Origin of the sequence: Bradyrhizobium sp. 139, from assembly GCF_023074175.1 — a bacterium.
In the GTDB taxonomy this organism is placed as follows: Bacteria; Pseudomonadota; Alphaproteobacteria; order Rhizobiales; family Xanthobacteraceae; genus Bradyrhizobium.
The window spans coordinates 74,252-99,898 of sequence record NZ_JADPKS010000069.1 but is presented as its reverse complement, the minus strand read 5'-3'; the positions used below and the strand labels follow the sequence as shown (position 1 = coordinate 99,898).

Annotated in this window: 26 protein-coding genes, 1 tRNA gene and 1 pseudogene; 7 read left to right on the top strand and 21 right to left on the bottom strand. The window is 63.4% G+C overall.

What is annotated here, in order from left to right; genetic code table 11:
- Positions 1–15 precede the first annotated feature (15 nt).
- Genes IVA80_RS16085 through IVA80_RS16075 form a run of 3 tightly spaced genes read right to left on the bottom strand, consistent with a single transcriptional unit; the run spans position 16 to position 3,010 of the window.
- A complete protein-coding gene (locus IVA80_RS16085) occupies positions 16–1,062 on the bottom strand; it encodes a DNA polymerase III subunit delta' (protein ID WP_247431750.1) in 1,047 nt (348 codons plus the stop codon).
- On the bottom strand, positions 1,059–1,745 hold the full coding sequence (gene tmk / locus IVA80_RS16080; RefSeq protein ID WP_247431747.1) for a dTMP kinase: 687 nt from the start codon (positions 1,743–1,745) through the stop codon (positions 1,059–1,061). The genes IVA80_RS16085 and tmk overlap by 4 nt, the downstream gene beginning before the upstream one ends.
- 2 nt (positions 1,746–1,747) lie before the next feature.
- On the bottom strand, positions 1,748–3,010 hold the full coding sequence (locus tag IVA80_RS16075) for a D-alanyl-D-alanine carboxypeptidase family protein (RefSeq protein ID WP_247431744.1): 1,263 nt from the start codon (positions 3,008–3,010) through the stop codon (positions 1,748–1,750).
- Between the two features lie 153 nt (positions 3,011–3,163).
- Here IVA80_RS16075 and IVA80_RS16070 point away from each other — a divergent pair, with 153 nt between their 5' ends.
- Positions 3,164–4,117, top strand: coding sequence for an alpha/beta hydrolase (locus IVA80_RS16070; protein WP_247431741.1), 954 nt, complete (start codon positions 3,164–3,166; stop codon positions 4,115–4,117).
- Here IVA80_RS16070 and IVA80_RS16065 read toward each other — a convergent pair.
- Together IVA80_RS16065 and IVA80_RS16060 are read right to left on the bottom strand one after the other, a co-directional pair.
- The gene (locus IVA80_RS16065; protein ID WP_247431739.1) at positions 4,114–5,040 is read right to left on the bottom strand and encodes a septal ring lytic transglycosylase RlpA family protein; all 927 of its coding nucleotides are present in this window, start codon (positions 5,038–5,040) and stop codon (positions 4,114–4,116) included. The two genes, IVA80_RS16070 and IVA80_RS16065, sit on opposite strands and share 4 nt — an antisense overlap.
- 682 nt (positions 5,041–5,722) lie before the next feature.
- Positions 5,723–6,007, bottom strand: coding sequence for a hypothetical protein (locus tag IVA80_RS16060; protein WP_247432096.1), 285 nt, complete (start codon positions 6,005–6,007; stop codon positions 5,723–5,725).
- 171 nt (positions 6,008–6,178) lie between these two features.
- Here IVA80_RS16060 and IVA80_RS16055 point away from each other — a divergent pair, with 171 nt between their 5' ends.
- Complete coding sequence (locus IVA80_RS16055) at positions 6,179–6,769, top strand: TIGR00645 family protein (protein WP_247431736.1); 591 nt, start codon at positions 6,179–6,181, stop codon at positions 6,767–6,769.
- Positions 6,770–6,787: 18 nt separating this feature from the next.
- Here the strand turns inward: IVA80_RS16055 and IVA80_RS16050 are convergent, their stop codons facing one another.
- Positions 6,788–7,105 (bottom strand): DUF1476 domain-containing protein, encoded by a 318-nt coding sequence (locus IVA80_RS16050; RefSeq protein WP_247431732.1) that lies wholly within the window; start codon positions 7,103–7,105, stop codon positions 6,788–6,790.
- Between the two features lie 252 nt (positions 7,106–7,357).
- Here IVA80_RS16050 and IVA80_RS16045 point away from each other — a divergent pair, with 252 nt between their 5' ends.
- Complete coding sequence (locus IVA80_RS16045) at positions 7,358–7,582, top strand: hypothetical protein (RefSeq protein ID WP_028153369.1); 225 nt, start codon at positions 7,358–7,360, stop codon at positions 7,580–7,582.
- Between the two features lie 49 nt (positions 7,583–7,631).
- Here the strand turns inward: IVA80_RS16045 and IVA80_RS16040 are convergent, their stop codons facing one another.
- Together IVA80_RS16040 and IVA80_RS16035 are read right to left on the bottom strand one after the other, a co-directional pair.
- Positions 7,632–7,823: a hypothetical protein gene (locus IVA80_RS16040; protein ID WP_247431729.1), complete on the bottom strand. Its 192-nt coding sequence runs from the start codon at positions 7,821–7,823 to the stop codon at positions 7,632–7,634.
- 550 nt (positions 7,824–8,373) lie between these two features.
- On the bottom strand, positions 8,374–8,724 hold the full coding sequence (locus tag IVA80_RS16035; protein ID WP_247431726.1) for a hypothetical protein: 351 nt from the start codon (positions 8,722–8,724) through the stop codon (positions 8,374–8,376).
- Positions 8,725–9,332: 608 nt separating this feature from the next.
- Between IVA80_RS16035 and IVA80_RS16030 the strand changes: the two genes are divergently transcribed.
- Complete coding sequence (locus tag IVA80_RS16030) at positions 9,333–10,007, top strand: GDSL-type esterase/lipase family protein (protein WP_247431723.1); 675 nt, start codon at positions 9,333–9,335, stop codon at positions 10,005–10,007.
- Between the two features lie 603 nt (positions 10,008–10,610).
- On the opposite strand, the pseudogene IVA80_RS16025 reads toward IVA80_RS16030, so the two are convergent.
- Positions 10,611–10,819, bottom strand: a pseudogene (locus tag IVA80_RS16025) (hypothetical protein).
- 199 nt (positions 10,820–11,018) lie between these two features.
- On the opposite strand from IVA80_RS16025, the gene IVA80_RS16020 reads away from it, so the two are divergent.
- The gene (locus IVA80_RS16020; protein ID WP_247431720.1) at positions 11,019–11,351 is read left to right on the top strand and encodes an H-NS histone family protein; all 333 of its coding nucleotides are present in this window, start codon (positions 11,019–11,021) and stop codon (positions 11,349–11,351) included.
- Positions 11,352–11,827: 476 nt separating this feature from the next.
- Here IVA80_RS16020 and IVA80_RS16015 read toward each other — a convergent pair whose 3' ends face one another.
- The 10 genes from IVA80_RS16015 to pncA all read right to left on the bottom strand — a co-directional run bounded on the left by IVA80_RS16015 (position 11,828) and on the right by pncA (position 22,277).
- The gene (locus IVA80_RS16015; RefSeq protein ID WP_247431717.1) at positions 11,828–12,139 is read right to left on the bottom strand and encodes a hypothetical protein; all 312 of its coding nucleotides are present in this window, start codon (positions 12,137–12,139) and stop codon (positions 11,828–11,830) included.
- A 209-nt stretch (positions 12,140–12,348) separates the two neighbouring features.
- Positions 12,349–12,438 (bottom strand) — tRNA-Ser (locus IVA80_RS16010).
- Between the two features lie 315 nt (positions 12,439–12,753).
- Positions 12,754–13,077 (bottom strand): hypothetical protein, encoded by a 324-nt coding sequence (locus tag IVA80_RS16005; protein ID WP_247431714.1) that lies wholly within the window; start codon positions 13,075–13,077, stop codon positions 12,754–12,756.
- A 339-nt stretch (positions 13,078–13,416) separates the two neighbouring features.
- The gene (locus IVA80_RS16000; protein ID WP_247431711.1) at positions 13,417–13,677 is read right to left on the bottom strand and encodes a hypothetical protein; all 261 of its coding nucleotides are present in this window, start codon (positions 13,675–13,677) and stop codon (positions 13,417–13,419) included.
- Between the two features lie 443 nt (positions 13,678–14,120).
- The gene (gene ilvD, locus IVA80_RS15995; RefSeq protein WP_247431708.1) at positions 14,121–15,971 is read right to left on the bottom strand and encodes a dihydroxy-acid dehydratase; all 1,851 of its coding nucleotides are present in this window, start codon (positions 15,969–15,971) and stop codon (positions 14,121–14,123) included.
- Between the two features lie 562 nt (positions 15,972–16,533).
- Entirely contained in the window at positions 16,534–17,802 is a 1,269-nt protein-coding gene (locus IVA80_RS15990) for a DUF1236 domain-containing protein (RefSeq protein ID WP_247431705.1), read from the bottom strand.
- Between the two features lie 124 nt (positions 17,803–17,926).
- The gene (locus IVA80_RS15985; protein ID WP_247431703.1) at positions 17,927–18,316 is read right to left on the bottom strand and encodes a GrlR family regulatory protein; all 390 of its coding nucleotides are present in this window, start codon (positions 18,314–18,316) and stop codon (positions 17,927–17,929) included.
- 14 nt (positions 18,317–18,330) lie between these two features.
- Positions 18,331–20,364 carry an NAD(+) synthase gene (locus tag IVA80_RS15980; protein WP_247431700.1) on the bottom strand — a complete coding sequence of 678 codons (2,034 nt, stop codon included), beginning with the start codon at positions 20,362–20,364 and terminating at the stop codon, positions 18,331–18,333.
- A 154-nt stretch (positions 20,365–20,518) separates the two neighbouring features.
- Positions 20,519–21,634: an alpha/beta fold hydrolase gene (locus tag IVA80_RS15975; RefSeq protein WP_247431697.1), complete on the bottom strand. Its 1,116-nt coding sequence runs from the start codon at positions 21,632–21,634 to the stop codon at positions 20,519–20,521.
- A 16-nt stretch (positions 21,635–21,650) separates the two neighbouring features.
- Complete coding sequence (gene pncA / locus IVA80_RS15970) at positions 21,651–22,277, bottom strand: bifunctional nicotinamidase/pyrazinamidase (RefSeq protein ID WP_247431694.1); 627 nt, start codon at positions 22,275–22,277, stop codon at positions 21,651–21,653.
- 262 nt (positions 22,278–22,539) lie between these two features.
- Between pncA and glk the strand changes: the two genes are divergently transcribed.
- Both glk and IVA80_RS15960 read left to right on the top strand, forming a co-directional pair.
- Positions 22,540–23,526: a glucokinase gene (gene glk / locus IVA80_RS15965; protein ID WP_247432093.1), complete on the top strand. Its 987-nt coding sequence runs from the start codon at positions 22,540–22,542 to the stop codon at positions 23,524–23,526.
- Between the two features lie 147 nt (positions 23,527–23,673).
- Positions 23,674–23,877, top strand: a complete 204-nt coding sequence (locus tag IVA80_RS15960; RefSeq protein WP_247431692.1) for a hypothetical protein — start codon at positions 23,674–23,676, stop codon at positions 23,875–23,877.
- Between the two features lie 78 nt (positions 23,878–23,955).
- On the opposite strand, the gene IVA80_RS15955 is transcribed toward IVA80_RS15960, so the two are convergent.
- The gene (locus tag IVA80_RS15955; protein ID WP_247431689.1) at positions 23,956–24,333 is read right to left on the bottom strand and encodes a response regulator; all 378 of its coding nucleotides are present in this window, start codon (positions 24,331–24,333) and stop codon (positions 23,956–23,958) included.
- A gap of 111 nt (positions 24,334–24,444) precedes the next feature.
- On the bottom strand, positions 24,445–25,233 hold the full coding sequence (locus tag IVA80_RS15950) for a Spy/CpxP family protein refolding chaperone (RefSeq protein WP_247431686.1): 789 nt from the start codon (positions 25,231–25,233) through the stop codon (positions 24,445–24,447).
- Between the last annotated feature and the right edge of the window lie 414 nt (positions 25,234–25,647).

The window sequence follows — 25,647 nt, the reverse complement described above, 5'->3', positions numbered from 1 at the left end:
GAAACGAACCTGCGCCTAGCGCGTCGCGTCCGCCAGCCAGCCGAACACCGAGAAAACCAAGGGCTTTCGCTCCAGATTGTAGGTTTCGGTGTCGCGCGCGGCGCGGACGATCTTTTCCCATACCTCGCTAAGGCGCGCAAGGCGCGGCAGGTTCTGGTTGGCGTTTGCTTCGTCGGCATGCAGTCGCTCCGCGATCCAGCGATCGATGCCGTCGATGAAGGCTGCAAGCGCGACGCGGTCGTTGGTGGGAAGCGAATCGCCGAGCGTGTGCAATTCGCGCGGATCGACCAATGGAAGTTTCGCGAGCAGCGCTGCCGTGCGCTGCTGGAGTTTCAGGGCGTCGCCGCCGAGCAGCGTCAGCGCCCGCGCGACGCTGCCCTCGGAGGCCTCCGCTGCCTCACGCAGCGCCGGATCGTTCGGATCGAGGTCAGCCGCCGAAGCTGCGGCGCCGATCACATCATCCGTGCCGAGCGGGCGCAGGCGCAGCTTGCGGCAGCGCGACTGGATCGTCGCCAGCACCCGCGCCGGCGCGTGGCTTACCAAGAGGAATAGCGATCGCTGCGGCGGCTCCTCGAGGATTTTCAGCAGCGCGTTGGCCGCATTCGGATTGAGCTCGTCAACGGTGTCGACGATGCAGACGCGCCAGCCTTCGGCGGCTGCCGTGGAGCCGAAGAACGAGATGGTCTCGCGCGTCTCATCCACGGTGATCACGGTGCGCATCACGCCGCGCTCGTTGGCGGTGCGTTCCAGCGTCAACAGCCCGCCATGCGAGCTGGCCGCAACCTGCCGCGCCACGGCGTTGTCAGGCTCGATCGCGAAGGTCTCGGCGCGCTGCACGGCGGGCGCCAGCGGCTGGCCGTGAGCGAGCACGAAGCGCGCCATGCGATAGGCCAGCGTCGCCTTGCCGATTCCCTGCGGTCCCCCGATCAGCCAAGCGTGCGGGATGCGCCCGCTGCGATAGGCCGCGAGCAGCGCCATCTCCGCCTCGCGATGGCCGAACAGAAGGCTCGTCTCGCGCGGATGCGGAATGGCGGTATCGCGTTCGGCCTGACGCGGGCTCATGCGGAAACCACCGATGCAGGGGTTGGGAGAAGACGATCGCGCAGCGCCGTCCAGATGCGCCCGGCGACCGTGTCAGGATCGGAATTGGCGTCGATCAGCACGCACCGTGCGGGATCGTCCGTGGCGATCTTGCGATAGGCCTCGCGCAGGCCCTGATGGAAGCTGAGCTTCTCGCTCTCGAACCGGTCGGGCGTGCCGCTGCCACGGCGTACGGCCGCGCGCTGCAAGCCGATCTCGACCGGCAGATCGAGGATGATGGTGAGGTCCGGCTTCAGATCGCCGATCGTGACCCGCTGCATCGCATTGATCAACCCCGCTGGCACGCGGCCGAGGCTGCCCTGATAGGCGCGCGTCGAGTCGGCAAAGCGGTCGCACAGCACCCAGGTGCCCTGACTGAGCGCGGGCTCGATCAGGGTGCGGACATGGTCGTCGCGCGCGGCCGCGAACAGCAGTGTCTCGGCCTCGGGCCCGAGCAGCTTGCCCATGCCCGACAGCAGCAGATGCCGGATGATCTCGGCACCCGGCGAGCCGCCCGGCTCGCGCGTGACGAGCGTGCGGAGCCGCGCCGCATTGAGCCGGTCGGCGAGTTTTTTGATCTGGGTCGACTTGCCCGTCCCCTCGCCGCCTTCAAAGGTGATGAAGCGTCCGCGTCCGGACGGCCGCTGTACCGCGCTCTCACTCATGATCAGAGCTTCTCGGCGCCTGCGCGGAACATGCCGATCGCGAGCTCGCTGGCGCCGTCGATTGCGCGGCGCACGGTCGAGCCGGTGCCGATCGCTTCAGCCGCATAGACCGGCGTCTCCACCGCGATGTTGCCGCTGCGCCAGACCTTGACCACGCCGACCTTCTGACCGGCCTCAATCGGGGCGCGCACCGGTCCGCTATAGACGACACGCGCGATCAGCTTGTCGCTGCCGTTCTTGTGCACCATCACCTTCACGGGCGTCTTGGCGACGAGCTTCACCGAGCGGCTCTCGCCGCCAAACACCTTAGCGTAGCCGATTTGCTGGTCGGCGGCGATCAGCGTGCGGGTCTCGAAATTGCGAAAGCCCCATTCCAGCATCTTCTTGGCTTCGGTGGCGCGATCTTCCGGGTCTTCAAGGCCGTTGACGACGACGATCAGCCGCGTGCCGTTCTGCGACGCAGAGCCGACCATGCCGTAACCGCCCTCCTTGGTGTAGCCGGTCTTCAGACCGTCAGCGCCTTCCATCGAATTGAGCAGAGGATTGCGGTTGGGCTGGCGGATCTTGTTCCAGGTGAACTCCTTCTCGCCGAACAGTTTGTAGAATTCGGGGAAGTCCAGGATGATGTGCCGCGCGAGGATGCCGAGCTCGCGCACGGTCATCTTGTTGCCGGGGTCGGGCAAGCCGTTGGAATTGCCGAAAGTCGACTTCGTCATGCCGAGTTCGCGGGCACGCTTGGTCATGAAGTCGGCGGCAAAGATTTTCTCGTTGCCGGCCATGCCTTCGGCCAGCGCGATACAGGCGTCGTTGCCGCTCTGGATGATCGCACCATGCAGGAGATCGTCGACCGAGACCTTGCTGTTGATGGCGGCGAACATGGTCGAGCCGCCCGAGGGCGCGCCGCCCTTGCGCCAGGCGTTCTCGCTGATCCGGTACTCGTCGGTCGGCTTGATGTCGTCCTTCTTGATGGCATTGAAGACGACTTCCGCCGTCATCAGCTTCATCATGCTGGAGGGCGCGCGCAGCTCGTCGGCGTTCTTCTCGAACAGCACACTGCCGCTGGAGGCCTCGATCAGGATTGCGGTGGGGGCATCGCCGTCAAAGCCGGCATCGTCCGCTTTCTTGGCGCCTTGGACGCTCTGGTTGGCGGCGTAGAGTGCCCCGCCCCAACCGACGCTCGCCACCAGAACTGTCGCGATCAGCCCGCGCGCCAGCCCACCGGCGGAGAACCGGGTGCGGCGGAGCGGAAAAAGACGAAATGCCATGGCCAAGCCCTGAGAGCGGCGTTCTAACAGCAGGAACCGGTGCGAACAACACGGCGCTGGCCGCGGGACCCCGAGATTGCACGATTCTCGTTGCGCCCCTATCGTGGCACCTCATATTTCTCGACCAAACCCCTGAAACAAGGCGGAAAAGCGATGTTGTCCACCCGCGTGATCAAGGCCAACGGGATCGATCTGTTCATCCGCGAAGCCGGCAAAGGTCCGCTGGTGGTGCTGTGCCACGGTTGGCCGGAACTCTCCTATTCGTGGCGCCACCAGATTCCGGCGCTGGCGGGCGCCGGGTTTCGCGTCGTCGCCCCCGACATGCGCGGCTACGGCCAGAGCGCAGCGCCGGCAGACGTTGCCGCCTACTCGATCTTCGACACGGTCGGCGACGTCGTCGGCCTCGTGCACGCGCTCGGCGAAACCAAGGCGATGGTGGTCGGCCACGACTGGGGCGCGCCGGTGGCCTGGCATGCGGCGCTGTTCCGGCCCGACATCTTCACGGCCGTGGCGGGCCTGAGCGTGCCGCCACCATTCCGCGGCCGTGGCAAGCCGCTCGACCTGCTGCGCCAGGGCGGCGTCACCAATTTCTACTGGCAGTATTTCCAGACGCCCGGTGTCGCGGAGGCCGAGCTCGAGCGTGACGTCGCCCGCACGATGCGCATTGTGCTCGGCGGACGCGGCCTTGCCGATCCCACCGCCGCGATGTTCGTGCAGGAGGGCAAGGGCTTTCTCGGCCACGCAACTGTCGAGGAGCCGCTGCCGGACTGGCTGAGCGAGGCTGATTTGGCCTATTTCACCGAGACCTTCCGCAAGTCCGGCTTCCGCGGCGGGCTGAACTGGTACCGCAACCTCGACCGCAATTGGGAGCTGACGGCGCCCTGGCAGGATGCGCAGATCCACCAGCCCTCACTGTTCATTGCCGGCTCCAAAGACGCGGTCATCACCGGCCTGATCGGGGCCAAGCGCGTCAACGAACTGGAGCGCGTGCTGCCGAATCTCAAGCGCAAGCTGATCATCGAAGGCGCCGGCCATTGGGTGCAGCAGGAACGACCCGACGAGGTGAACGCGGCGTTGCTGACGTTCTTGAAGGAAAGCGCGGCCTAGTAGAGGCCGCGGCCGCTCAGGATGTTGCGGGCCTCGGCGGCGCCGTCGGCCGATGACGGAGCGGTCTCGGTCGCGTAGCGACCATCCTCGTCATAGGACACCGCGCGCGCGTTCTGCAGCGCCCGGCCCCGGCTGCGGTTCGAGGCCGACATCTCTGAGGTCGCATTGAGTGAAGCCAAGTCGGCGGACGTGTTGCCGAGATTGTAGGGGCGCCCCTCCGGCATCGGAACCTCGCCGCGAATGGCGCCGCGGTTCGACGATGGCAGCTCCGGCACGAACGGCCTTGCCGACGCGACCCGAACCATCGAGGGCGACGGCGCCGGGATCCCGGTGCGCAGGGTTGCCATCAACTGGCGGTCGTCGGAGCCCTCCAGCGGCGCCCGGCCGACATATTCGACGCGGACCTTGGCGACACCATTGCCTTTGAATTCAAGAAGTTCGGCGGCCTTGTTCGAGACGTCGATGAGCCGGTTGCCGTGATAGGGCCCGCGGTCATTGACGCGGACGATCAGCGATTTGCCGTTCGAGACATTGGTCACCCGCGCATAGGACGGCATCGGCAGGGTCGGATGCGCCGCCGTCAGCGAGGTCATGTCGAACACTTCGCCATTGGCGGTCAGGCGGCCGTGGAAATCGTCGCCGTACCAGGACGCCATGCCTTCGGCGCGGTAGTTGACGTCTTCTTCCGGCACGTAGGTCCGGCCGGCCACCATGTAGGGCTTGCCGACGCGGTAGGTGCCGCCGCCCTTCGGGACTGGATCGCCCAGCGCCACGACCCGGGGGCTCGAGGACACCCCGTATTTCGGATCGACCCGGCTGGCGAACTTGTTCGAGGAGGCGCAATTGGCGAGCGCGAGACAGGTCGCGACCGCGGCAACACCGCGCGCGGTCCGCAAAACCGAATCTGACCGTCGGATCCCCATTCGCCCCAAATACCATTTCGCCGGAGGCGTACCCAACCCGCTTTGGCTACGGGGAGCGCTATCCGGTCCTCAAGTCCGAGGCGGCCCACCACCGCGTCGGAAGTCGTGACGATATCGCAACCCGAACACGGCGGAAATGGGGAGCCCACAACGATCGCGCCGAGATGGTAAACGGGACGTTCGCTTCTCCCCGTTCATCTACGGAGCGCAGGTACCCCTGCTCTGTGCCACTCCCGGGCATTCTGTTGCGCCAAATCCTCACTCCACCCCCATTGTCGTGGCGCTCACCGGAATTCTTTTGACTGTGCAAGGCCGCCCGCGTTTTCTCGCCTCCAAGGGCGAACTGGAATTTGATGATGATCGAGACGGTTTCGGCACTGATGGGTCTGTTAAGCGCGGGGATCTTCCTGGCCCATGCGTTTGAAGGTTACCGCACGAGGGCCTGAGGCCATTCGCGCGGACGGCAAGCATCACCTCTTTCAAGACAGGGCGTTCGGACAAATTTTAATCGGTCCAACCGAGCATCGAAAACGAGAGTGGCAGGTGTCCCATGCGCAACCATGACCTCGTATCCGACGGCTTCCTGGCATTGACCGCCGGCGGCCTCGTTCTACTCTGCTCGAGCCTCGTGGCACTGGTCTTCGCCTGAGCACTACCAACACTTTCCCGCATCACGCGCTGCTCAGCGCAGGCCCAATAGCGAGCGGCGATAGAAGCTGTCGCGGGCCTCGCTCAGGCAGACGAAGCTGCCGTCGAAACCCTGACCGTACCGCTTCTGGCCCTTGCCGTAGTAGACGCCTTTTCTGAAATCGAGCCAGACAACCTGGTCGTGCGGGCAATGACGTTGCGCCTGCGCCTGGTAGCGAAACGGTGTCAGCGGTGTCGCCGAGACCTCCGCGCTGCCGGCGCCAACCAGGATTGCGACTGCGATCCCGCCGAGCCCTTTGCCGAAGCCGCTCCAAGACACCCCCAAAGACACCCCCGTCTCCTGATTCAAGTCTCCACGCGATAGCCGTTCGCCACGGTAGCACAGGACTGCGCGGTCTGTCGGCCGCGGCAGACGGCTTCGCGTCTTCCGCCGGCCATCTTGTCGGGTTACATGACAGCGAGATCATCTCGCTGCGAGGATGCCGCCTGAATGTCGGTTGAGCCTGGATCCACGTCCGAACTTCGCACCGAACCCCGCCCGCCCTCGCCGCGCCTGGGCCTGCTCCCGATGGTCATCTTCGGCTCGCGCTGGCTGCAACTGCCGCTCTATCTCGGACTGATCGTGGCGCAATGCGTCTACATCTCGCTGTTCCTCAAGGAGCTCTGGCATCTCTCCTGGCACGCCCTCGATCTCACCGAAGAGCAGATCATGATGAGCGTGCTGGCGCTGATCGACGTCGTGATGATCTCCAATCTGCTCGTGATGGTCATCGTCGGCGGCTATGAGACGTTCGTCTCGCGACTAGACCTCCAGGGCCATCCCGACGAGCCGGAATGGCTCGGCCACGTCAATGCGAGCGTGCTGAAGATCAAGCTCGCCATGGCCATCATCGGCATCTCCTCGATCGCGCTGCTGCGCACCTTCATCGAGGCCGGCAATCTCGGCTCAAGCCGCGCCGGCTTTACCGAGACTGGCGTGATGTGGCAGGTGCTGATCCACCTCACCTTCGTGGTCTCGGCGATCGGCATTGCCTTCGTCAACAAGCTCAGCGATTCAGGCGAGCGCAGGCACGCCGAGTGAGGTGCGGCTCTGCCTTGTCTACTTGTCGGCTTCGAGTTGCGCCAGCGTCTGGTGCAGGCACTCCTGAAGCTTCTGCGCGACCTGTTGGCGCGAGACGCCTTTGGCGGCAAGATCGGCTGACACCTTGCCCACGACATCGTCGATCGTCTGGCTCGCCAGATTGTCCGTCACCAGCGCGGTTGCGTAGCTTGCCGCGGCATCGCCGCTGAGCCCGAGTTGGCTTGCGGCCCAGAGCCCGAGCAGCTTGTTGGACCGGGCCGTCGCCTTGAACATGAATTCCTCGTCGTGGGCGAATTTGGCCTCAAAGCCCTGTTCGCGCTTGTCGAACGTGGTCATGGTCAGCTCCAATGCGTTTCGCTGAGGGGAATCGGACTGGCTGGGAGCAAACGTCTCCATGGTTCTCGTTCTCGTCAGTTCAGGATCATTTGAATCTTCCTCCCGAAAGCCAGACGCCGTCAAGCCTGCGCGCTGGTCGCCGCAGCCCGGGCGTGCCCAGCACGCACCAGCCAGACCGGCCAGGCAGAGATGTTTACCATTCGTTAAGCAGACTCGGCGCCGGATGGCCCGGGGGACATCGAGAGCTGACGCATGAACAAAGAGCTGCGGGAGTTTCGACGGCTTGAACGGGTCTGCCTGGAGCAGGCCGCCCTCTCCACCATGGACCTCGCACGAAGCGGCTTGCTCAAGGTCGCCGACGATTGTCGCATCGCAGCCGAAGCGATCGAGGCGCAAGCGCCCCGCGGCGCATTCGCAGGCGCCGTCCAGGCGCTCAAGCTGGCTTTGAGCGCGACGGGGATGTCGAACCGGCATTAGCTGCCGGTCCTCGGTCGAAAGATCGAATCAGAAGATTGCTGGGCGTCGGTCAGCCCTTCGCCGCCGCCGCTTCGCGCGCGAGCCGCTCGGCCCGCAGACGCTCCTTGTTGGCGTAAAACGCCTTCTGCGCCTGTTCATGATCACGCATGGCCTTTTCGGCCTCGATCCGGCGCACGGCATCACGCGCCTGGCGCTGTTCGGGTGTCAGGGGTTTGCGTCGGAAGGAAAGGTCTTCAGTCATGGCGAGACAACGCAGACGCGAGAAGGAAGTTCCGCAAGTCGAACCAGGTGCGCGTCTGGGCCACACCGAAACCCGGCGGCCCGCAAAGAGGGAATTCGAGCGGAGCGCCCTACCCGAAGGCCGCTCCGACAGAATCTCGAAAAACAACCCCATGCACAGTAGCCAACCCTTTGCAATGCAACGCTTCTGTCCTCGACATGGGACCCCGTTGACGCGTCGGGCAAAACAGTGGCACTGTGCCATCTTCGGAAAATCCGCCGAGATGTCGTTAGCGGCCATGCCGTTGCCGGCGTCTGGGCGGGGCCGCTCAGTGTGAGTGGTGGGCAAGAGCCGAAGCCGGTATCGATGATGGTCAGTTCCGCTCGATCCGGGAGCCGTTGCCGCGAGGGCCGCTAACGGGAATCAAGGCGGAGGTGGCGTAAGGACTATGCTTGTTCTCTGCGCCGGGGCGCAGCCAAATGGCAAATGCTCTCGGGACAAAAGCGGACCACATCTGCCCGCACCGAGGATTTCGCCTTTTGACCCGAAGCGGACTACATTTTAAACCGCATCAAGTCATGCTGCCAGGCATGAAGCATCGGACACGCGGATGGCCATCGATGTAGTGCCTCCAGACCATTGTGCGGCCGAAGCGGTTTGGTTGTGTGATAACTGCGCCGTCAGGTACGATCACCCATTCGTCGTCAATGAGGACGCGGTAACGCCCACGACTGGACTCCCAATCCGCATCGGAGACTATGTATCCGTCGGCGTCGGTACAGCACTTTCCAAATTCGCTCTGCAAGCTTTCGAACCATGACTTCAGCGGAGAGTGGTCGTATCCGCCATCATCACGTGCGAGTGCTGGCGTCAGTAGCAACGCTGAGCCAAACAACAATGCCGCAAGTTTCGCTGGAAACATCTCTTTGCCTCCGCGATATTCACTGGTCGATCCGCCGGCTTGGTGCGGTCTAGGTTGGCAACCCAGAAAACAAGTCCGTTGCAGCTGCGGCTGATGAGCGACGACAGCCACAATCGTCCGATGCTGTGTTATGGGACTGTTCGTCCCCGCCGCCTACAGACGTGGGTCCCGCAGTTCGCAGCGAAGGTTCAATAACGACGACAATTCAACTAAGGTCAGTGCAACTGCTTCTTTGGTCCAGCCGGTCAGGGCGGCATTGTGTCGACTCGTCCAATTGACCTCTTTTGGCCCCACCCGGACATGGGAGCCGTTAGTCTCGACCGGATTGTTTGTGCGACACCGTGGCAAATGTGAATGTCTTTTGGATGGGCCGGGCATCCTGTAATCTTCTCTAGAAGCTGCTTTCGTGACGGGACGTGCCGACGTCTCCGTTCGAACGAATTACCAGCGGGAATTGCCGTCGGCGGGCATCGCTCTCTCAGCAGAACCGACAATCCTTTCTGCCCGTCTCTCGCCGTGGACTTGCCGTGCGCACGGCACGCTCACTTCGATCACAACGAGGCACCGCGATGAAACCAAGATTTGGAACGTCCGTCAGGGCGGTATTTATGACCAAGCTCACTCTTCGGGTCACGGTCATTATCACCACGGTTTGCATCGTACTGGTGTGGGCCACAAGCCATAACGTTCGTGCCGATGAAAGGGTGGTCAAAATCGTCGTACTCGGAGATGGGTTCACTTCCGGGGCGTGGCTTCCAGTTGGCCGCAATTTTCCTGATAGACTTGAGTTTGCCTTGAAGGCCAAAGGTCAATCGGTCACGGTCGTCAATGCCGGCGTGGGTCAGGACTCGGCGGCAAATGGCCTTGCCAGATTAGACCGATCGATCACCGACGATACCGATGCGCTAATTTTGCAGCTCGGCGCGAATGACATGATCAGGGGAAGGGAGCCAGATATCACTCGTATCGCACTGGCGGCAATTCTACAAAAACTGAGATCCCGGCATATTCCCGTGCTTCTTTGCGGCGCGCGACCCCACGCCAACCTTGATGACGCACAAACGAAGGCTTTTGCCGCGATGTTCTCTGATCTCGCCAGCGAGTACAGCGTGCTCTTCTACCCAGCATTCGACGATGCGTTTGTGGACAATGCACAGCTCAAGGCGGCGGACGGCCTTCACCCAAATCCGGCTGGGATCGAAGCGGTCGTCATGCGCATCTTGCCGCGGGTCGAGGACCTGATCGAGCGCGCGCGTCGCAGAGACGCCGATCCCCACCAGTAGCGCGCTCATTGTCGCCGCCGATGCGATGAATGGCTCCATTTCCGGTTTTGGCCCATCGCTGCCGTTGATGCCACGCTGCTTGATGTTGGCCGATAGGGCAGACCGGAAGTTTGCGGGTGAGCGCCAAATTGGCGCATTTGACCCACAGCTGACCTTTGCCGCGTCACGGAACCAAGTCTCTCTGTGCACTTTTGCACCAAATGCGGAACAGAAGCGCTTTCATGAGCATTCTGTCACTGGATGAGGGGGAGCCGACAGCGTGCCGTCTGCAGAATATCACCTCCGTCAAGCCGAACTTGCCGCTCGGCTGGCACTCGCAGCATCAGAGCCAACGAAACCTGCGGCTCACCATCTCCTCGCCATGGAACATTACGATAAGGCCGAAAAGGCCAAGCGCGCCGAAGCTCCGCCCGACCTAGCACGCCCGATCCTAAACACCCCAGATCAGATCAGCTAAGGCAACTGCCGCAAAAATGGCCCCAGCTCTGGGGGCAATGGGTCCTGAAGCTGGGGCCAATCGGGGTTGCCCTTGGGGAAGGGCATCGGGAAAACTCGGCAATTCGCAAAGCGTTCCACGCCTGCCGTTACGCCGCCTTCAGGCTGTCAGCGATTATTATCAGGTTTGCCGTTGGGGCTGCCGTCATTGCCCCCGTTGCCGAAGCCATTGTTGCCGTTGACTGCCCCCGACCTCGCGATCGCGTTCGACGTCAGCGACGTCGAAAGCAGGAGCGTCATGGCTGGGGCGTCACGGCCGCAAACTTCCCGCAGGTTTTCAGGAATTCGCGCCGGTCATCGTCCTCGAGGTCGGGCATCGCAAACTCCCCGTGTAAGCACCACTGGTTTAAAGCTGCCACGAATTTAAATTAAATGGAATTAAATAAATAATGTTGGTTCCAAACACGAAATCTAATAGTGAGTCACTTTCTTGACGAGGATCTGGCTCGAAGAAGCCCTAAAAAAGTTCCAATCCCGGAACTGAATTCTCGGAGGGGCTTCTTAACGGAGCACGATATGAAACAGCCCAAGGATATGTTCGACCAGATGTCCATCGATGAGCTTTGGGATTTCTACCGCCACACCCAGGCCATTCTCCCAGGAAAACTAGCGGCGAAACAAAAGGAGCTAGAAGAGCGGCTGGCTAAGCTCGGTGCCGCCGTTGGGTCGGTGCCGCCGCACACTGTTCGCGCCCGACGGCACTATCCCAAAGTCCTTCCAAAGTATCGCAACCCGTTAAATGGATCGGAGACTTGGGCCGGACGCGGCAAGCGGCCTCGCTGGGTAACAAATCTATTAAGGTCCGGAAAACGGATCGATGACTTACGTATTGACCGGGCCGCGACGTAGCGGGTCAGTGCAGGCGTCTGGTTTCGGCCTTCCTAACTTGCTCTCGGAGGGCCTGCACTTCGTCCCATAGTTTTTCAAGGTCGGGGATCGATGCGCGCCTTCCTTTCAGCTTCTCAAGCTCGACAGCCAGCACAAGCAGGTCTGGCTTAACGCGCTTCGGCTTTTTTGAAGCCCTGACCTTTCGTCCCATTTGGGAACAACTCCGCACGCACCAGTCGCCTACCGCGCTGCGCAGCAATTATTGTGCCGTGTCCGATGTATGATGGATGAACGAGAGATCGGGCGGCCCTATGGATCACTCCCAAGTGCAGCGCGCAGGGCTGCTGCCATGTCGTCCGTGCTATATGCCCTTCCGAGCATCGAACGCCGGAAGAATGGTCGATAGGTCGAGATAGCGATAACCCATGATCCCGCCGTTGCACCGGGCAAATGATTTCGCCCCGTGAGCAAGTCATGGATCAAGAGCTCTAACCGGTTCAGGCTAATAAGTGGTACTGCCGCGCAAATATGAAGTCCTGCGGCCTGAGTGCTTCCTCGCTATGTACAACCACATCGTTGCCTGCACTGAGCGTGATCGTGCTCTCGTGCGTTGTTGGGTCGAAAGCCGAGATACTGAGCTGGTTGAAATTCTCAACACCTAGAGCCAAGACGTTGATGTGGTCGGTTCCTAGATTTGAAAGACCCTGGCCGAAATCTTCAACCCTGTCGTGCCCGTTGTTGAAGTTGAACACGAAGGTGTCGTTGCCTCCTTTGGCAAGTCCAAGCATCACCTGAGCGTCGCCCCACATGTCGTCGGCGCTGGTGCGAGCGGCCGGTCTGACCCGGCCGCTTAGGCAGGCCCGCGCCGGGCTTAGGCTGTCCGTAGGACACGCTTAGGTAGTGACCCTAAGGGTAGCCTACCCCGGGCCGCCCGGCCACCACTAAAACGGGGTGGTCAGCGCGGGGGTAGAAACGGGCACCGCGCCCCAAAAGTAAGCCACTGTTTTTATTGATATTTTGGCGGAAGGGGTGGGATTCGAACCCACGGTACCCTTGCGGGCACGCCGGTTTTCAAGACCGGTGCCTTAAACCACTCGGCCACCCTTCCAAGCCTGGGAATGGGTGTCGCTTAACGTAGTCGACGGCGCAAGGCAACGCGAAGTTGGCGCCTCCCCAAGCCGTTCCGCCGCACGCGATCTGTCAGGCGAGCGTCAGCCAGGTCCCTTAGTCTGGGCAACAGGCCAGGCCGCCGGTCAACGGCAGCTCCCTCGGCAATCCCGGACATTGGCGACATCTCCCAGGGCGTCGCCGGTTGCGAGGCCCGGTTGGATTCGCGTCCATTGCCGGGCCTCGTTTGCTGCCCGCAAACGACAACGGCGCCCCGTGAGGAGCGCCGCACAAAATTCTTCGTAGCTGCGTTGGCTCAGTAGCCGCAGGAGGCGCAGCCCATCGCCACCGGGGCGTAGTAGGAATAACCGGGCGAGACCATCTCGACGCGCTGGCGCGTCGCGTATTGCGGCGGGATGCGCTCGTACTGAACGCTCGGCGGCGCGACCATCACGGTCTGCGGCACCATCACGGTGCGGTACTGCGCCGGCGCGCGGTGCGCGACGGTCGCGCCGGGCGAGACCATCACGGTCTCGTCGACGGTGCGGTATTGCGGCTGCACGTATTGCTGCTGGTAGCAGGTCGTGCACGGCGGCGGCGCGTAGCAATTGTAGCAGCCGGCGGAGGCCGCGCCCGTCATGGAAATTGCGGCGAGGACTGTTGAGAAAACGACAGCGAGAGTACGAGACATTGTGGTGGTGCCCCAGTTGCCCGAAATGGATTTGCGAAAGGTCGCGGCAGTATACGCTGCGAAATCCAGGCTTGCGGAACTTCGTGGGGGCATCCTTAACGCGAACGGCCGATTGCGGCCGACCGGTAAGAACTCATTGACCACGCGCATTAACGCGCGCGATGTGCGTTTGCTCCGAAGTCGCCATGGCTTGCGAGAGCGTGATCGCTGCGCCGGCGATCGGACATCGCCGCGATGCTCCGTTCGAGCGCCGTTCCGGAGCGTTCATCCCGTCCGGCGGGTCGAGCTTTAACGCCTCACTGCTCTTTCCAAAAACTCCAGCAGCGAGGGATCGGTCTCTTCGAATTCGACAAAGCGGCGGCGCAGCTCGTCGGCGATTTCTGCGGTGGCATCTCGCGACCATCCTTCCGCGGTATTGAAGGCCACGATACGTGCGGGATGGAGATATTGCCCGTCGACGAGATGTCTGAGCAGGGTCGCGCGATTGGCGTCCTCCTCGGCCGTTTCACACCAGGCGCGGCCCAGCCGCCGGCCGAAATCATCGAGCACGAGATAGACGTCCCGGTCTGTCGTAATATGCGGCACGAGCGATGGAGAGTGACTCATGGCTTCCTCCGCTACTGGCATCCGGACAGTTGCGGACAGATCTGGATACCCGATTTGCCCTTGGCCGGATTCGTAAAAATTGAATTTCAGTCGTTCTTAAGATTGCACGATTAAATTGCAAATCAAATAGAAATAAATAGAAATTAAATAGCGAAGTGCATCGGGTACGCTGGTCGCCTGGCGCGGCGGGCCACGTCGGCGCCCACCTCGCAAACGGCTCCCGGGTGCAACCCCAATACGCCACCACCTGGGAGGCAGGGCCGTTTCCTGGCGACCTCCGTCCGACCTCGACGGTTCGGTCCTGCAACGGCGCATCTGCGCGCCAAGGCGGAACGGCGAGTCGTCCCGAGAGAATCGATCCAGCGTGTGGCGTGCCGATCAGGCGCCTATCTCGAACGGCGCTTGACCTCGCGCACCGCACCGCGCGCGGCGCTCGTGGTGAGCGCTGCATAAGCCTGAAGCGCGGTCGAGACGTTGCGCTTGCGGTTGGTCGCCTGCCAGGCGGCATCGCCCTTCGCCTCTTCCGCTGCACGGCGCTTGGCGAGCTCCTCGTCGGAGACCTCAAGGCTGATGCTGCGGTTCGGAATGTCGATGGCGATGCGGTCGCCGGTCCGCACCAGACCGATGTTGCCGCCTTCGGCCGCTTCCGGCGACAGATGCCCGATCGACAGGCCGGACGAGCCGCCCGAGAAGCGTCCGTCGGTGACGAGCGCGCACGCCTTGCCGAGGCCCATCGATTTCAGATAGCTCGTCGGATACAGCATTTCCTGCATGCCAGGGCCGCCGCGCGGACCTTCGTAGATGATGACCACGATCTCGCCGGCGACGACCTTGCCGCCCAGAATGCCCTCGACGGCCGCGTCCTGGCTCTCGAACACGCGCGCGGGGCCGGAGAATTTCAGGATCGAGGCGTCGACGCCGGCGGTCTTCACGATGCAGCCGTCCTGCGCGAGATTGCCGCAGAGCACGGCGAGGCCGCCGTCCTTGCTGAAGGCGTGTTCGAGATTGCGAACCACGCCCTTCTCGCGATCGGTATCGAGCTCGTCGTAACGGCGCTCCTGGCTGAACGCGACCTGCGTCGGGATGCCGCCGGGCGAAGCGCGGAAGAATGTGCGGACCGACTCGCTCTTGGAGCGCTTGATGTCCCAGCGCTCCAGCGCATCATTCATGGTCGGCGCATGCACGGTCGGGACCGAGGTGTCGATCAGGCCGGCGCGGTCAAGCTCGCCCAGAATGCCCATGATGCCGCCGGCGCGATGCACGTCCTCGACATGCACGTCGGCGACCGACGGCGCGACTTTGCACAGCACGGGCACGCGGCGCGAGAGGCGGTCGATGTCGCGCATGGTGAATTCGACCTCGCCTTCATGGGCGGCAGCGAGCAGATGCAGCACCGTGTTGGTCGAGCCGCCCATCGCGATGTCGAGCGTCATCGCGTTCTCGAACGCCTTGAAGTTGGCGACGTTGCGCGGCAGCACCGAGGCATCGTCCTGCTCGTAGTAGCGGCGCACGATATCGACGATGGTGTGGCCCGCTTCCACGAACAGTCGCCTGCGATCGGCATGGGTCGCCACCACCGTGCCGTTGCCGGGCAGCGCGAGGCCAAGCGCCTCGGTCAGGCAGTTCATCGAATTGGCCGTGAACATGCCCGAGCACGAGCCGCAGGTCGGGCACGCCGAGCGCTCGATCACCTTGACGTCCTCGTCGCTGACCTTGGAGTCGGCCGCCGCGACCATGGCATCGATCAGGTCAACCGCCTTGGTCTTGCCCTGCAGCGTGACCTTGCCGGCTTCCATCGGGCCGCCCGAAACGAACACGGCGGGAATGTTGAGCCGCAGCGCCGCCATCAGCATGCCGGGCGTGATCTTGTCGCAATTGGAGATGCAGACCATGCCGTCGGCGCAATGCGCGTTGACCATGTACTCGACGCTGTCGGCGATCAGCTCGCGCGACGGCAGGCTGTAGAGCATGCCGTCATGGCCCATGGCGATGCCGTCGTCGACCGCGATGGTGTTGAACTCTTTCGCGACGCCGCCGGCCTGCTCGATCTCGCGCGCCACGAGCTGGCCGAGGTCCTTGAGGTGGACATGGCCGGGCACGAACTGGGTGAAGGAGTTGACGACCGCGATGATCGGCTTGCCGAAATCGCCATCCTTCATGCCCGTCGCGCGCCAGAGGCCGCGGGCGCCCGCCATGTTGCGGCCGTGGGTGGTGGTGCGGGAGCGATAGGCTGGCATGGCGGTTTCCGTCCTCGGTTTGCATCGGCCGGGCGGGGAAAAATAGAAGCCGCCTCAGGCCTTTCCGGCCGGATAGCGCACGGGATGGGCGCGTGCAACGAGAACTTGGCCCAGATGGGGCCAGATCGGCCCGGCGCAGGCCTCCCCTGCTCCCGGCGCGGGCTATTGCAGGGTCGGATCGAGCTTGGACAGGAATGTGCCGGAGAGAAACTGCTGAGAGGTTTGCGGTGCGACCAATCACAACGCCCGATAACGCGCAGACCCAATACGTGATGGGCAATCGGTCTCTCCGTCCGTAGTGATCCGGAATGGAGTCCTAACCACGCTTCGCGTACATCGCGCACATTGATCGGCGGCTTTCCAAGGGCATCACCCTCTGGTCCCGCACCATGGGGTTGGGGGACCACATGGGGCGGGGGATCAAAGGCTGGGGCAAGGTGACGAGGTCCGGACTCCTAGGCACTCCGGACCTCGGTACTTTCTACATCGAACGCGATATCGCGCCGCCCGGCTCTTCAGCCTGGCGGCGCGTTCGCGTGTGCTGTCCTGTTGGCTCGGGCGCTTACCGCGTCTGCGGCTCGATCGTGACGGTGCAATCGCCCTGCCCCTGCGTAGCGACGACAATATCGCCAGCCGCAGCCCCGAGCGGGATCGGGGCGGACGAACCGCCGCCGGGCAACTGAACAGTCACGCTCAGCGAATCCGTGCGCGCGGTTGAGCCGACCGTTGACGGTTCCGCTTCGGCGACGTTACCGGAGGAATCGCGCCGCATGACGCGGCAATTCACATTGCTGCCGCCGGCTGCGGCCATGCTCGATGACGTACCGCCACTCATTTGCGCGCGGGCTCGCGAAGGATCGCGCGGCACCTGGCTGACGATGCGATGCGTGCGCGGCTCAACGATGACGACATCGTCATCGGTCGCGAAATATTCGTAGTCCCGATATTCGGGCTCGATCGATACGATCTCGGGCGGCAGACGATGAAGCCGCAGGCGCGGGGGAATCGTCTCGCCAACCCGGACCGCGATGTTCAAATTGCGCTCCGGCTCCGCCAACCGCCCGCGGCTCAGCGTTTCGGAGATGCGCATTTGTTTCTCGGAGGTCACGCGGGTCTGCTGATTGACCTGCGTATTGGTTCGGGTTGTCTGATCGGCTTGATTGGTCTGCGTGCCGGTTTGAGACGGGGCGCTTTGTGCGTTGTTGGCCGGAGCCGGCCGGCTCGAATCGGTTGCCGTTGCCGGACGATTGCCCTGTTGCGCTGGAGGCTGCTGTTCCGCATTGCGCGGTGGCTGGTTCTGATTGCGCTCGTTCTGGTTGGCCGCCGTGCCGGCGCGGTCATCCTGCTGGCCAGCCGGACCGCTCCTCGATTTTTCGGACTCGGCCGTCGACTTCTGCGGCGCGGACTTGTCCTGCTTCGTCTCTGCGCTGCTCTTGCCACCCTCGCGACCTTGCTTGGCGCTCTCCGCCTCACGGTTGCGATCTCGCGCCGGATTGCGGGATTCTTGCGCCTGCTCTTTCGCATTCCGTTGGTTGCGCTCGGCAGCCGCCGCGGGTCGGTTCTTCTCTTCGTTGGCCCGGCGATTGTGGCCGCCCTTTTCCTCCCGCCCGACGCCCTGCATTCTCTCCTGGCTGCCTTTCGCTCGCTCCGGACCGCGTTCTTGAGCCCGTTCCTGAGCCGATCCACGATCGTGCTGCTGCGCGGCGCCTCTTGCCGGCTCCTCGGTTCGTTTTGGTTCGTCTCTCCGCTCACCAGGCGTTTGAGCGTAGGCAAAACCCGATGCGAGCATCAGCCCGGCGGCAGCAGTCGACAACATCAAGTGCTTGCGCATCTCCGTCTCCTCATAAACTTGCCAACCGACGCGAACGTCGCGTTGGCGCGAAGGTTCCTGAGGGGAACTGCGGCCGTGCACCTCACCGGGCGTGCAAGATCAGGTCGAGCTCACATGGGTCCTTTTAGCGCATGGGGTCCTTCAGCGTGAGCCGCGCCGTGAATGTCACGCTGGTCTTGCCGACCAGCGCCATGCCTTCGATCTTGGCGCCATCGGCGGAGTAGTCGCCCGAAAAGCCGCAGGTCACTTCCCTGCCGCCGAACGCGAGTGGCTTGCCAATGGCCTCGGTGTGCTGATTGACGATCATATCACCGCGCCATTTCCCGTTCCGGAAGGTGTAGCTGCCGCTGTAGTAGAAATAGCTGTCGCCGCCCATGATGTGGCCGTCGCAGAGCACGACGACACCTTTGGCCTGGCCGCGCTTGCCGTCGCGCATCTTAATCTCAAAGATGTAGAGGCCGTTGGGGACCTTGTTTTGGTCGCCGCTCTGCTCGGGCCCATCGCCGGCCGACATAGCTCATCTCCCGCTCAAACCGGCACGTTCCGTTCCAGGTCCTCGAGCCATGCCGCTGCGCTCGAATCCGACGGCGCACGCCAGTCGCCCCGCGGCGACAACGACCCGCCCGCCGAGACCTTCGGACCGTTCGGCATCGCCGAGCGCTTGAACTGGCTGAAAGCGAAGAAGCGGCGCAGGAACACCTCGAGCCAGCGGCGTATCTCCGGAAGATCGTAGGCCTTGCGCCGGTCAGTCGGGAATGCCGGCAGCCATTCGCCCTTGGCGACATCGTTCCAGGCATGCAGCGCCATGAAGGCGATCTTGGACGGCCGCATGCCGAACCGCAGCGTGTAGAACAGGTTGAAATCCTGGAGTTCGTAGGGACCAACGGAAGCTTCCGTGCTCTGCGGCTTCTCGCCGGGCCTGACTGGAACGAGCTCGGGCGAGATTTCGGCTGACAGGATCGACGCAAGCGTCCGGTTGACGTCGTCGCTGAATTGTTTTGAGGCGATCACCCAGCGGATCAGGTGCTGAATCAGCGTCTTCGGCACCCCGGCGTTGACATTGTAATGCGCCATCTGGTCGCCGACGCCGTAGGTACACCAGCCGAGCGCGAGCTCCGAGAGATCGCCGGTCCCGATAACGATGCCGCCATGATGGTTGGCGAGCCGGAACAGATAGTCGGTGCGCAGGCCCGCCTGCACGTTCTCGAAGGTGATGTCGTAGACCGGCTCGCCCTTGCCGAAGGGATGACCGATGTCCTTCAGCATCTGCGTGGCCGTGGTGCGGATGTCGAGCTCCTGCCAATCCGCCTGCAACGCCTTCATCAGCGCCAGTGCATTGGTCTTGCTCTCGCTGCCGGTGGCAAAGCCCGGCATCGTGTAGGCCAGGATGTTGCTGCGCGGCAGGCCGAGCAGGTCGACCGCCTTGGCGGCGACGATCAGGGCGTGGGTGGAATCGAGCCCGCCCGAGACGCCGATCACCACGCGCTTGGTGCCGGTCGCGCGCATGCGTTGCACGAGGCCGGCGACCTGGATGTTGTAGGCCTCGTAGCAATCCTGCTCGAGCAGGGCTTGGTCGCTCGGCACGAACGGGAAGCGCTCGATCTTGCGCAGGAAGCCGATGTCGGCGGCCGGCGGCTTCAGGGCAAAGGTGATCCTCCGGAAAAAGCCTTCGCGTTGCCGGCGATTGTCGTCGAACGTACCCATCAGTGCGCGTTCCTGCCTGAGCAGGTCGAGATCGACGTCGGCCGGCGTGATCTGGCCGCCTTGGCGGAACCGCTCGCCCTCGGCCAGCAGCACGCCGTTCTCATAGATCGAGGTCTGGCCGTCCCAGGCCAGATCCGTGGTCGATTCCCCTGCTCCGGCGGCGGAATAGACGTAGGCCGCAAGGCAACGCGCCGACGTCGATTGACACAGCAGCGCGCGCGAGCGCGCCCTTCCGATCGTGATCGGGCTGCCGGATAGATTGATCAGTACGCTGGCGCCCGCGAGCGCGAGTTCGGAAGCCGGCGTCACCGGAATCCACATGTCCTCGCAGATCTCGACGCCGATGGTCAGGCCTGGAACATCCTCGGCCGCGAATAGGAGGTCAACGCCGAACGGTGCGTGCAGCCCGCCAAACGCGATCGTCTCTCCGGCGATGCCGGCGCCGGAGGCAAAATGCCGTCCCTCGTAGAATTCGCGATAGGTCGGCAGGTAACTCTTGGGCACGACGCCAAGGACGTTGCCGCGATGAATGACGACGGCGCAATTGTAGATGCGATGGCCGAAGCGCACCGGCGCGCCGACGATCAAGACGGTCATCAGAGCCGATGAGGCCTCGACGATCGCGGCGAGCCCGCGCTCGACCGCATCGAGCAGCGGATCCTGCTTCACGAGGTCTTCGATCGCATAGCCGGACAGGCACAGCTCGGGAAATACGGCGACCGCCACCGACTGCTCGTGACAGGCATTGGCCGCCGCCAGGATCGCCTTCGCATTGGCCGAGGGATCGGCGACATGAGAGGTGGTGACACAGGCCGCCACGCGCGCAAATCCGTGGGCGTAGATCGAGTGAAAACTCATTGAGCGCAGTATCCTTGGAGCGCAGTACCCTTGATCTTGTCGCGGCCGCGGCCGTCAGTTCCGGATCATAGTATCCCATCGACCGGGCCCCGTGCAGGCCATCCGCCGTCATGCATAACGGATTTGCATGTTCGCCCGCCCCGGTCTGGCGAAGTCAGGCACTGCGGGCGAGCACGCCGGGAAGGTCGTCGCGCAGCCACTCGGCAATCCGGGGCCAGGCATGGGCGTGGGTGCGGGCGCCCATGAACAGGCCGAGATGATTGCTGGGCTCGGAGACCGCCGTGATGAAGGCGGGCGGCGTTCCCAGCAGACCGGCGGTCGCAAGCGCCTGTCTGGCCGGCACGACGTCGTCATCGAGCCCGGCCAGCAGGAAGACCGGCGCCTTGACGTCCTTCAGATCAACCTTGCGGCCGAGCGCCGTGAACTTGCCACCGGCAATCCGGTTCTCGCGGAATATCCAGTTGACGATCTCCAGATAATAAGTGCCGGGCAGGTTGAGCGTCTCCGTATTCCAGCGGTCGAAACGCGCGAGCAGCGCCGCGCCCTCCTCGTCCGAGAGGTCCTTCTGCAATGCCGCTGCAATGTCGTCGCGGCTGGGCGCCTTCGACCAGAAGCGCAGCATCTCGTCGCCGCTGACATTCCCGCCGCCGCGCGCCACGAGCTGATCGTAGAGCGCCTCAGGCGCATTGCGAACGAGCCGGGACAGCGCGGAGTCGATCGAAAGATCAACGGGCGCACCCACCAGCACCAGCCGCCGCACCTTGGCGGGAAACCGCGCCGCATAGAGCAGCGACAGCCAGCCGCCCTGGCACAGGCCGACGAGGTCGACCGGCGCGCCGATCTCGTCGATGGCAACGTTGAGATCGCCGAGATAGCTGTCGATCGAGAGATAGCGCATGTCCGGCGTGGCCGAGCGCCAATCGGTGAGATAGATCCGGTCGATGCCGCCATCTTGCAGGGACTGCACCACACTGCGGCCGGGCGCAAAGTCCGCGATCAAGGCCCGATGCAGCGCATAGGGCGCACAGACCAGCGCCGGCTGTCCGGGCCGCGCCCGCGTGCCATCGCGCAGGCGCATGGTCGCAAGCTCCAGGGCGACCGTGTTGGGCGTCGTCCACGGCAGATTGCTCTCGTCCTGTTCCGGCGGACCGCGCTCCAGCCACCAGAGGCAGGCGTCCATCGCGAGCCGCGCCGCCGCGAACGGCCATAGCCGCGGATCATCCGGAGGACGTTCCGGTCCGCCCAGCGGTTTGCCGCTCTTCTCCACCATGACTATCTCAAGGCATTCACAGGAAGGCCTCCAGGCTGACGATCGAAATACTGCGCTCGCGAAAACTCTGATGGGTCGCGGCCACAGAGCCGTCGAGATCGATGCCGCGACATGCATCCTCGATGACGGCGACCTCGAACCCCGCGTTGCGGGCATCTTCCGCCGAGAAGCGGACACAGAAGTCCAGCGCCAAACCTGCGACGAAGACGGTCTTCAGCTCGCGCTCACGCAAATAGCCGAGCAGGCCGGTCGGCGTCCGGTGGTCGTTCTCGAACAGCGCCGAATACGAATCGATGCCGCGACGAAAACCTTTGCGCACCACGAGGTTTGCGCGGGTGACGTCGAGCTCCCCATGGAATTCAGCGCCGGGCGTGCCTTGCACGCAGTGTGACGGCCAGAGCACCTGGGTGCCGTAGTCGAGCTCGATGGCCTGGAACGGCTGCTTGCCCGCATGGTTCGGCGCGAACGAGACGTGGTCGCCCGGATGCCAGTCCTGGGTCAGCACCATATTGGTGAATTTTTGGGCGATTCGATTGATGGCCGGGACAACCTTCTCGCCGCCGGGAACGGCGAGCGCTCCGCCAGTGCAAAAGTCGTTCTGCACGTCGACCACCAGCAGCACGTCGCGGTCGGAAATCTTCATCGCAAGGTCCCCTTCCAGCCGTCCGGCGCGACGGGCGCCGAACGCTCCATCCAATGTCGAACTTCCCGCGCGGCTTCGCAACCACCGACCGTGCGGCGATATCGCGCCCGTCGTACCTGGGATGCAACGGTTTGGCGCTATCCGAGTTGACTAGGCTCGCCCAAGGGCGGATTCTTTCTAAAGACGTTCGCAAATTGCGGATCGGATGGAGAGCGGAGGAAACGGTTCCCGCGAACCTGCACAGCGCGGCAGCCACATGGTCATGAATATCGGCAAGTCCGGACAGATTCTTCTCGCCGATATCGGCGGCACCAATGCGCGCTTTGCGCTGGGCCAAAGTGAATCGAACAGCGGCGACCAGACCGGCTCCATCGACTATGTGAAGGTCGCTGACTTTCCGACCGTCCGGGAAGCCATTGCCAATGTCCTCACGCGCCGGTCCGGCAGCGAGCAGCCCAAAAGAGCCGTGCTGGCCGTCGCAGGTCCCGTGACCAACAACCGCTGCGTCATGACCAACAGTCCATGGGTCATCGACGGCAACGAGCTCCAGCCGGCTCTCGGCTTCGAGAGCGTGCACGTGCTCAACGATTTCGAGGTGGTGGCCTGGTCCCTGCCCGCGCTGGGGCCTGCCGATTTGATCCCGCTCGGGGGACAGGACGGCCTCCCTGGAGAGCCGCTGCTGGTGGTTGGCCCCGGAACCGGCTTTGGCGTCTCCTGTCTGGTCGAGCGCCATGGCGCCCGGCTGGCGGTCGTCACCGAGGCCGGGCACGCGACTTTGCCGGCGGAGAACGAGCGCGAAGAGCGCGTGATCGCCTGCCTGCGCCGGCGTCTCGGCCATGTCTCCATCGAGCGCGGCGCGCTATCGGGCTCCGGTCTGCAAAGCCTCTACGAGGCGCTGGCGGAAGTGGACGGCGCCCAGGTGCCACACCGCGACGCCGCCGCCATCACCAAGGCGGCCCTGGAGGGCAGTTGCGAAGTCAGCCGCGCGACGCTGGAGATGTTTTGCGCCATCCTCGGCTCGGTCGCGGGCAATCTCGCGGTGACCTTCGGCGCCCGCGGCGGCGTCTATATCGCCGGCGGCATCGTGCCGCGCTTTCCGGAATTCATTGCCGCTTCCGCGTTCCGGGCGCGCTTCGAAGCCAAGGGGCGCTTCCAGGACTACTTGCGCAACATCCCGACCAATCTCGTCACGAAGCCTGATGCGAGCTTCGTCGGCCTGAAGATGTTCGCCGACCACAATCCGGATTGAGACGCGATCGCCCTCCTCGCGCGCCGGTTCCAGTAATTCACAGCTGATTGCAGCATGCCCGCAGTTCCACGCAGGATCTTGCTTGCCGGCGTGTGTTCGATGAGCAACAATCCGCGGGAGTGCGTGGCGTAGTTGCGGGGGCGTGACATGCGTAAGCAGGACCTGGGTTTCGACTATCACCGCTATCACCGCCTGCTGACTGAGGCGGACGACGATGACAAGCGGCTGGCGCTGATCGAGATCCTGATCGAGGAAAGGGCGCGCGACCGGCTGGCCGCGCAGCGCGCCTCTGATCGCGCCGCCATGACGGCCCATACCATTGCCACCGTGCTGAAGAACGGCCGCAACTGAGACTTGCGGGACCACTTGCTGCTCGCGCAAACACGCGGGCGGTTGCGATTCCGTTAACGATCCCGCCTTCGCCGTCGCTCAGTGCGGCGCCCTGGGGGGCGCGTCCGGAAACAACGACTCGATCATCGCCTTGAGCTGATCGATGGAAATCGGCTTGCGCAGGATCGGCCGCCGCCGGAGCAAGGACGGCAGCAGTTCAGGCCCGTAGCCGGTGGCGAACAGAAACGGCTTTCCGCGGCGCTCGATCAGGTCGGCGACGGGATCGACGTAGAGGCCCTTCAGATTGATGTCGAGGATGGCGAAATCGTATTGCGCGGTCATCGCAAAGGCGCTCGCATCCCGGACGTTGTCCGCTTCCGCGACGACATGGTGGCCGAGTTCCTCCACCATGTCGGCGATCATCATCCGGATCAACGCCTCGTCTTCGACCAGGAAAACGGAGAGTCCGTCCGCCATATCAACCCCGCAGTCAGCTTGCGAAGCTAATCATAACCGAGTTGCGAAGAAGATTCACGAATTCGTGGCGGGCGCTGTTAATTCGGACACCCGCAATCGGATTCAACTTGATCAATCCAGCCCGCGCTCGTGGCTGAGGCGCACCATCTCCTGGATGAAGACCTGCTTCTGCTTGTCGTCGAGGCTCGAATAAAGCGGCTCGGCGGCGTCGGCGACGGTGCGCTGGTCGGCGGCGCGGTCGATCAGGAATTGCGACTCGTTGCGCATCTGCTCGATAATGTCGTCAGGCGGATCCCGCTTGGCGCGGGCAATCCGCAGGTTGAGCCGCTCCGCGCCATTATGTCCCAGGTAGTGCATGGCGCTCGAGAAGCCGAACCAGTGCTTCTCCTGATCGGGCGTCAGGTTCAACTCGGTCTTGATCCGCTCGATATAGGAATCGCTGTTGGCGACGATCTGCTCGGCGGTCTGTTGCGGCGCGCCGGTCTGGGTGAGGACGGTGACGTTGTCCTTGTTGTCCTGCGGCGCATTCCTGGCTTCCTTGCTCGCCTTGGCGCCCTTGCCCGCCTTGGCGCTCTTGGCATCCTTGTCCTTGCCGGTGCCCGGCTGCTTGGCGTCCTTGCTGGCATCCTTGCCGGCGTCCTTGGCAGCCGGAGCCGGCTGGTTGTTGTTATTGACGCCGAGCACGCCGGTGAAGACACCGACCACGCCGCCGATTGCACCGCCCAGCACGCCGCCAACGGGACCGGCCGCCTTGTTGCCGGCCGCGGCCCCATCCTGAACGCCTTTGACCAAGCCTTGTGCATGCGCAACCGCGGCTGCGCCGAGCAGCAACGCGAGCACGGAGCCCAGCGCGAACCATCGCCGCAGGTGAAGCCGCGCGGGCGGCGCCGTGTTGATCATTTTGGTCTCCATCGTCGATTCGATCGTCCTGTCCGGATGGGAGCCACCCGCCGGTTGCAACTCTATCGTTTTCGCCGCTTCGAGGTCCAGACGCAGCCAATTGCTGTCCACGCCCGAAAAGTGTTTGGCGCGAAGCGGTTATCAAGGCTTATTCGAAACTGCGGCGTAATTGCGCACGAGATGTCCCGCGCTCCTTGCCCGAAGTGTGCGTCGCAAAATGCGCGCGCGTTGCGGGACGGCGCTGCCGCGTTCCCGGACGCAACGTTAGTTCTAGACGGCGAGCCGTTCGGCTTCCTCGACAGACGCGACCAATCATGATCTGATCGCGCTACCAATCTGCCGCGCTTCGCGCGATTTGGCGGCGAGGCGGTAGCATCAAGAAGAAACTCGAACAAAAAATAAAAACAAAACTCG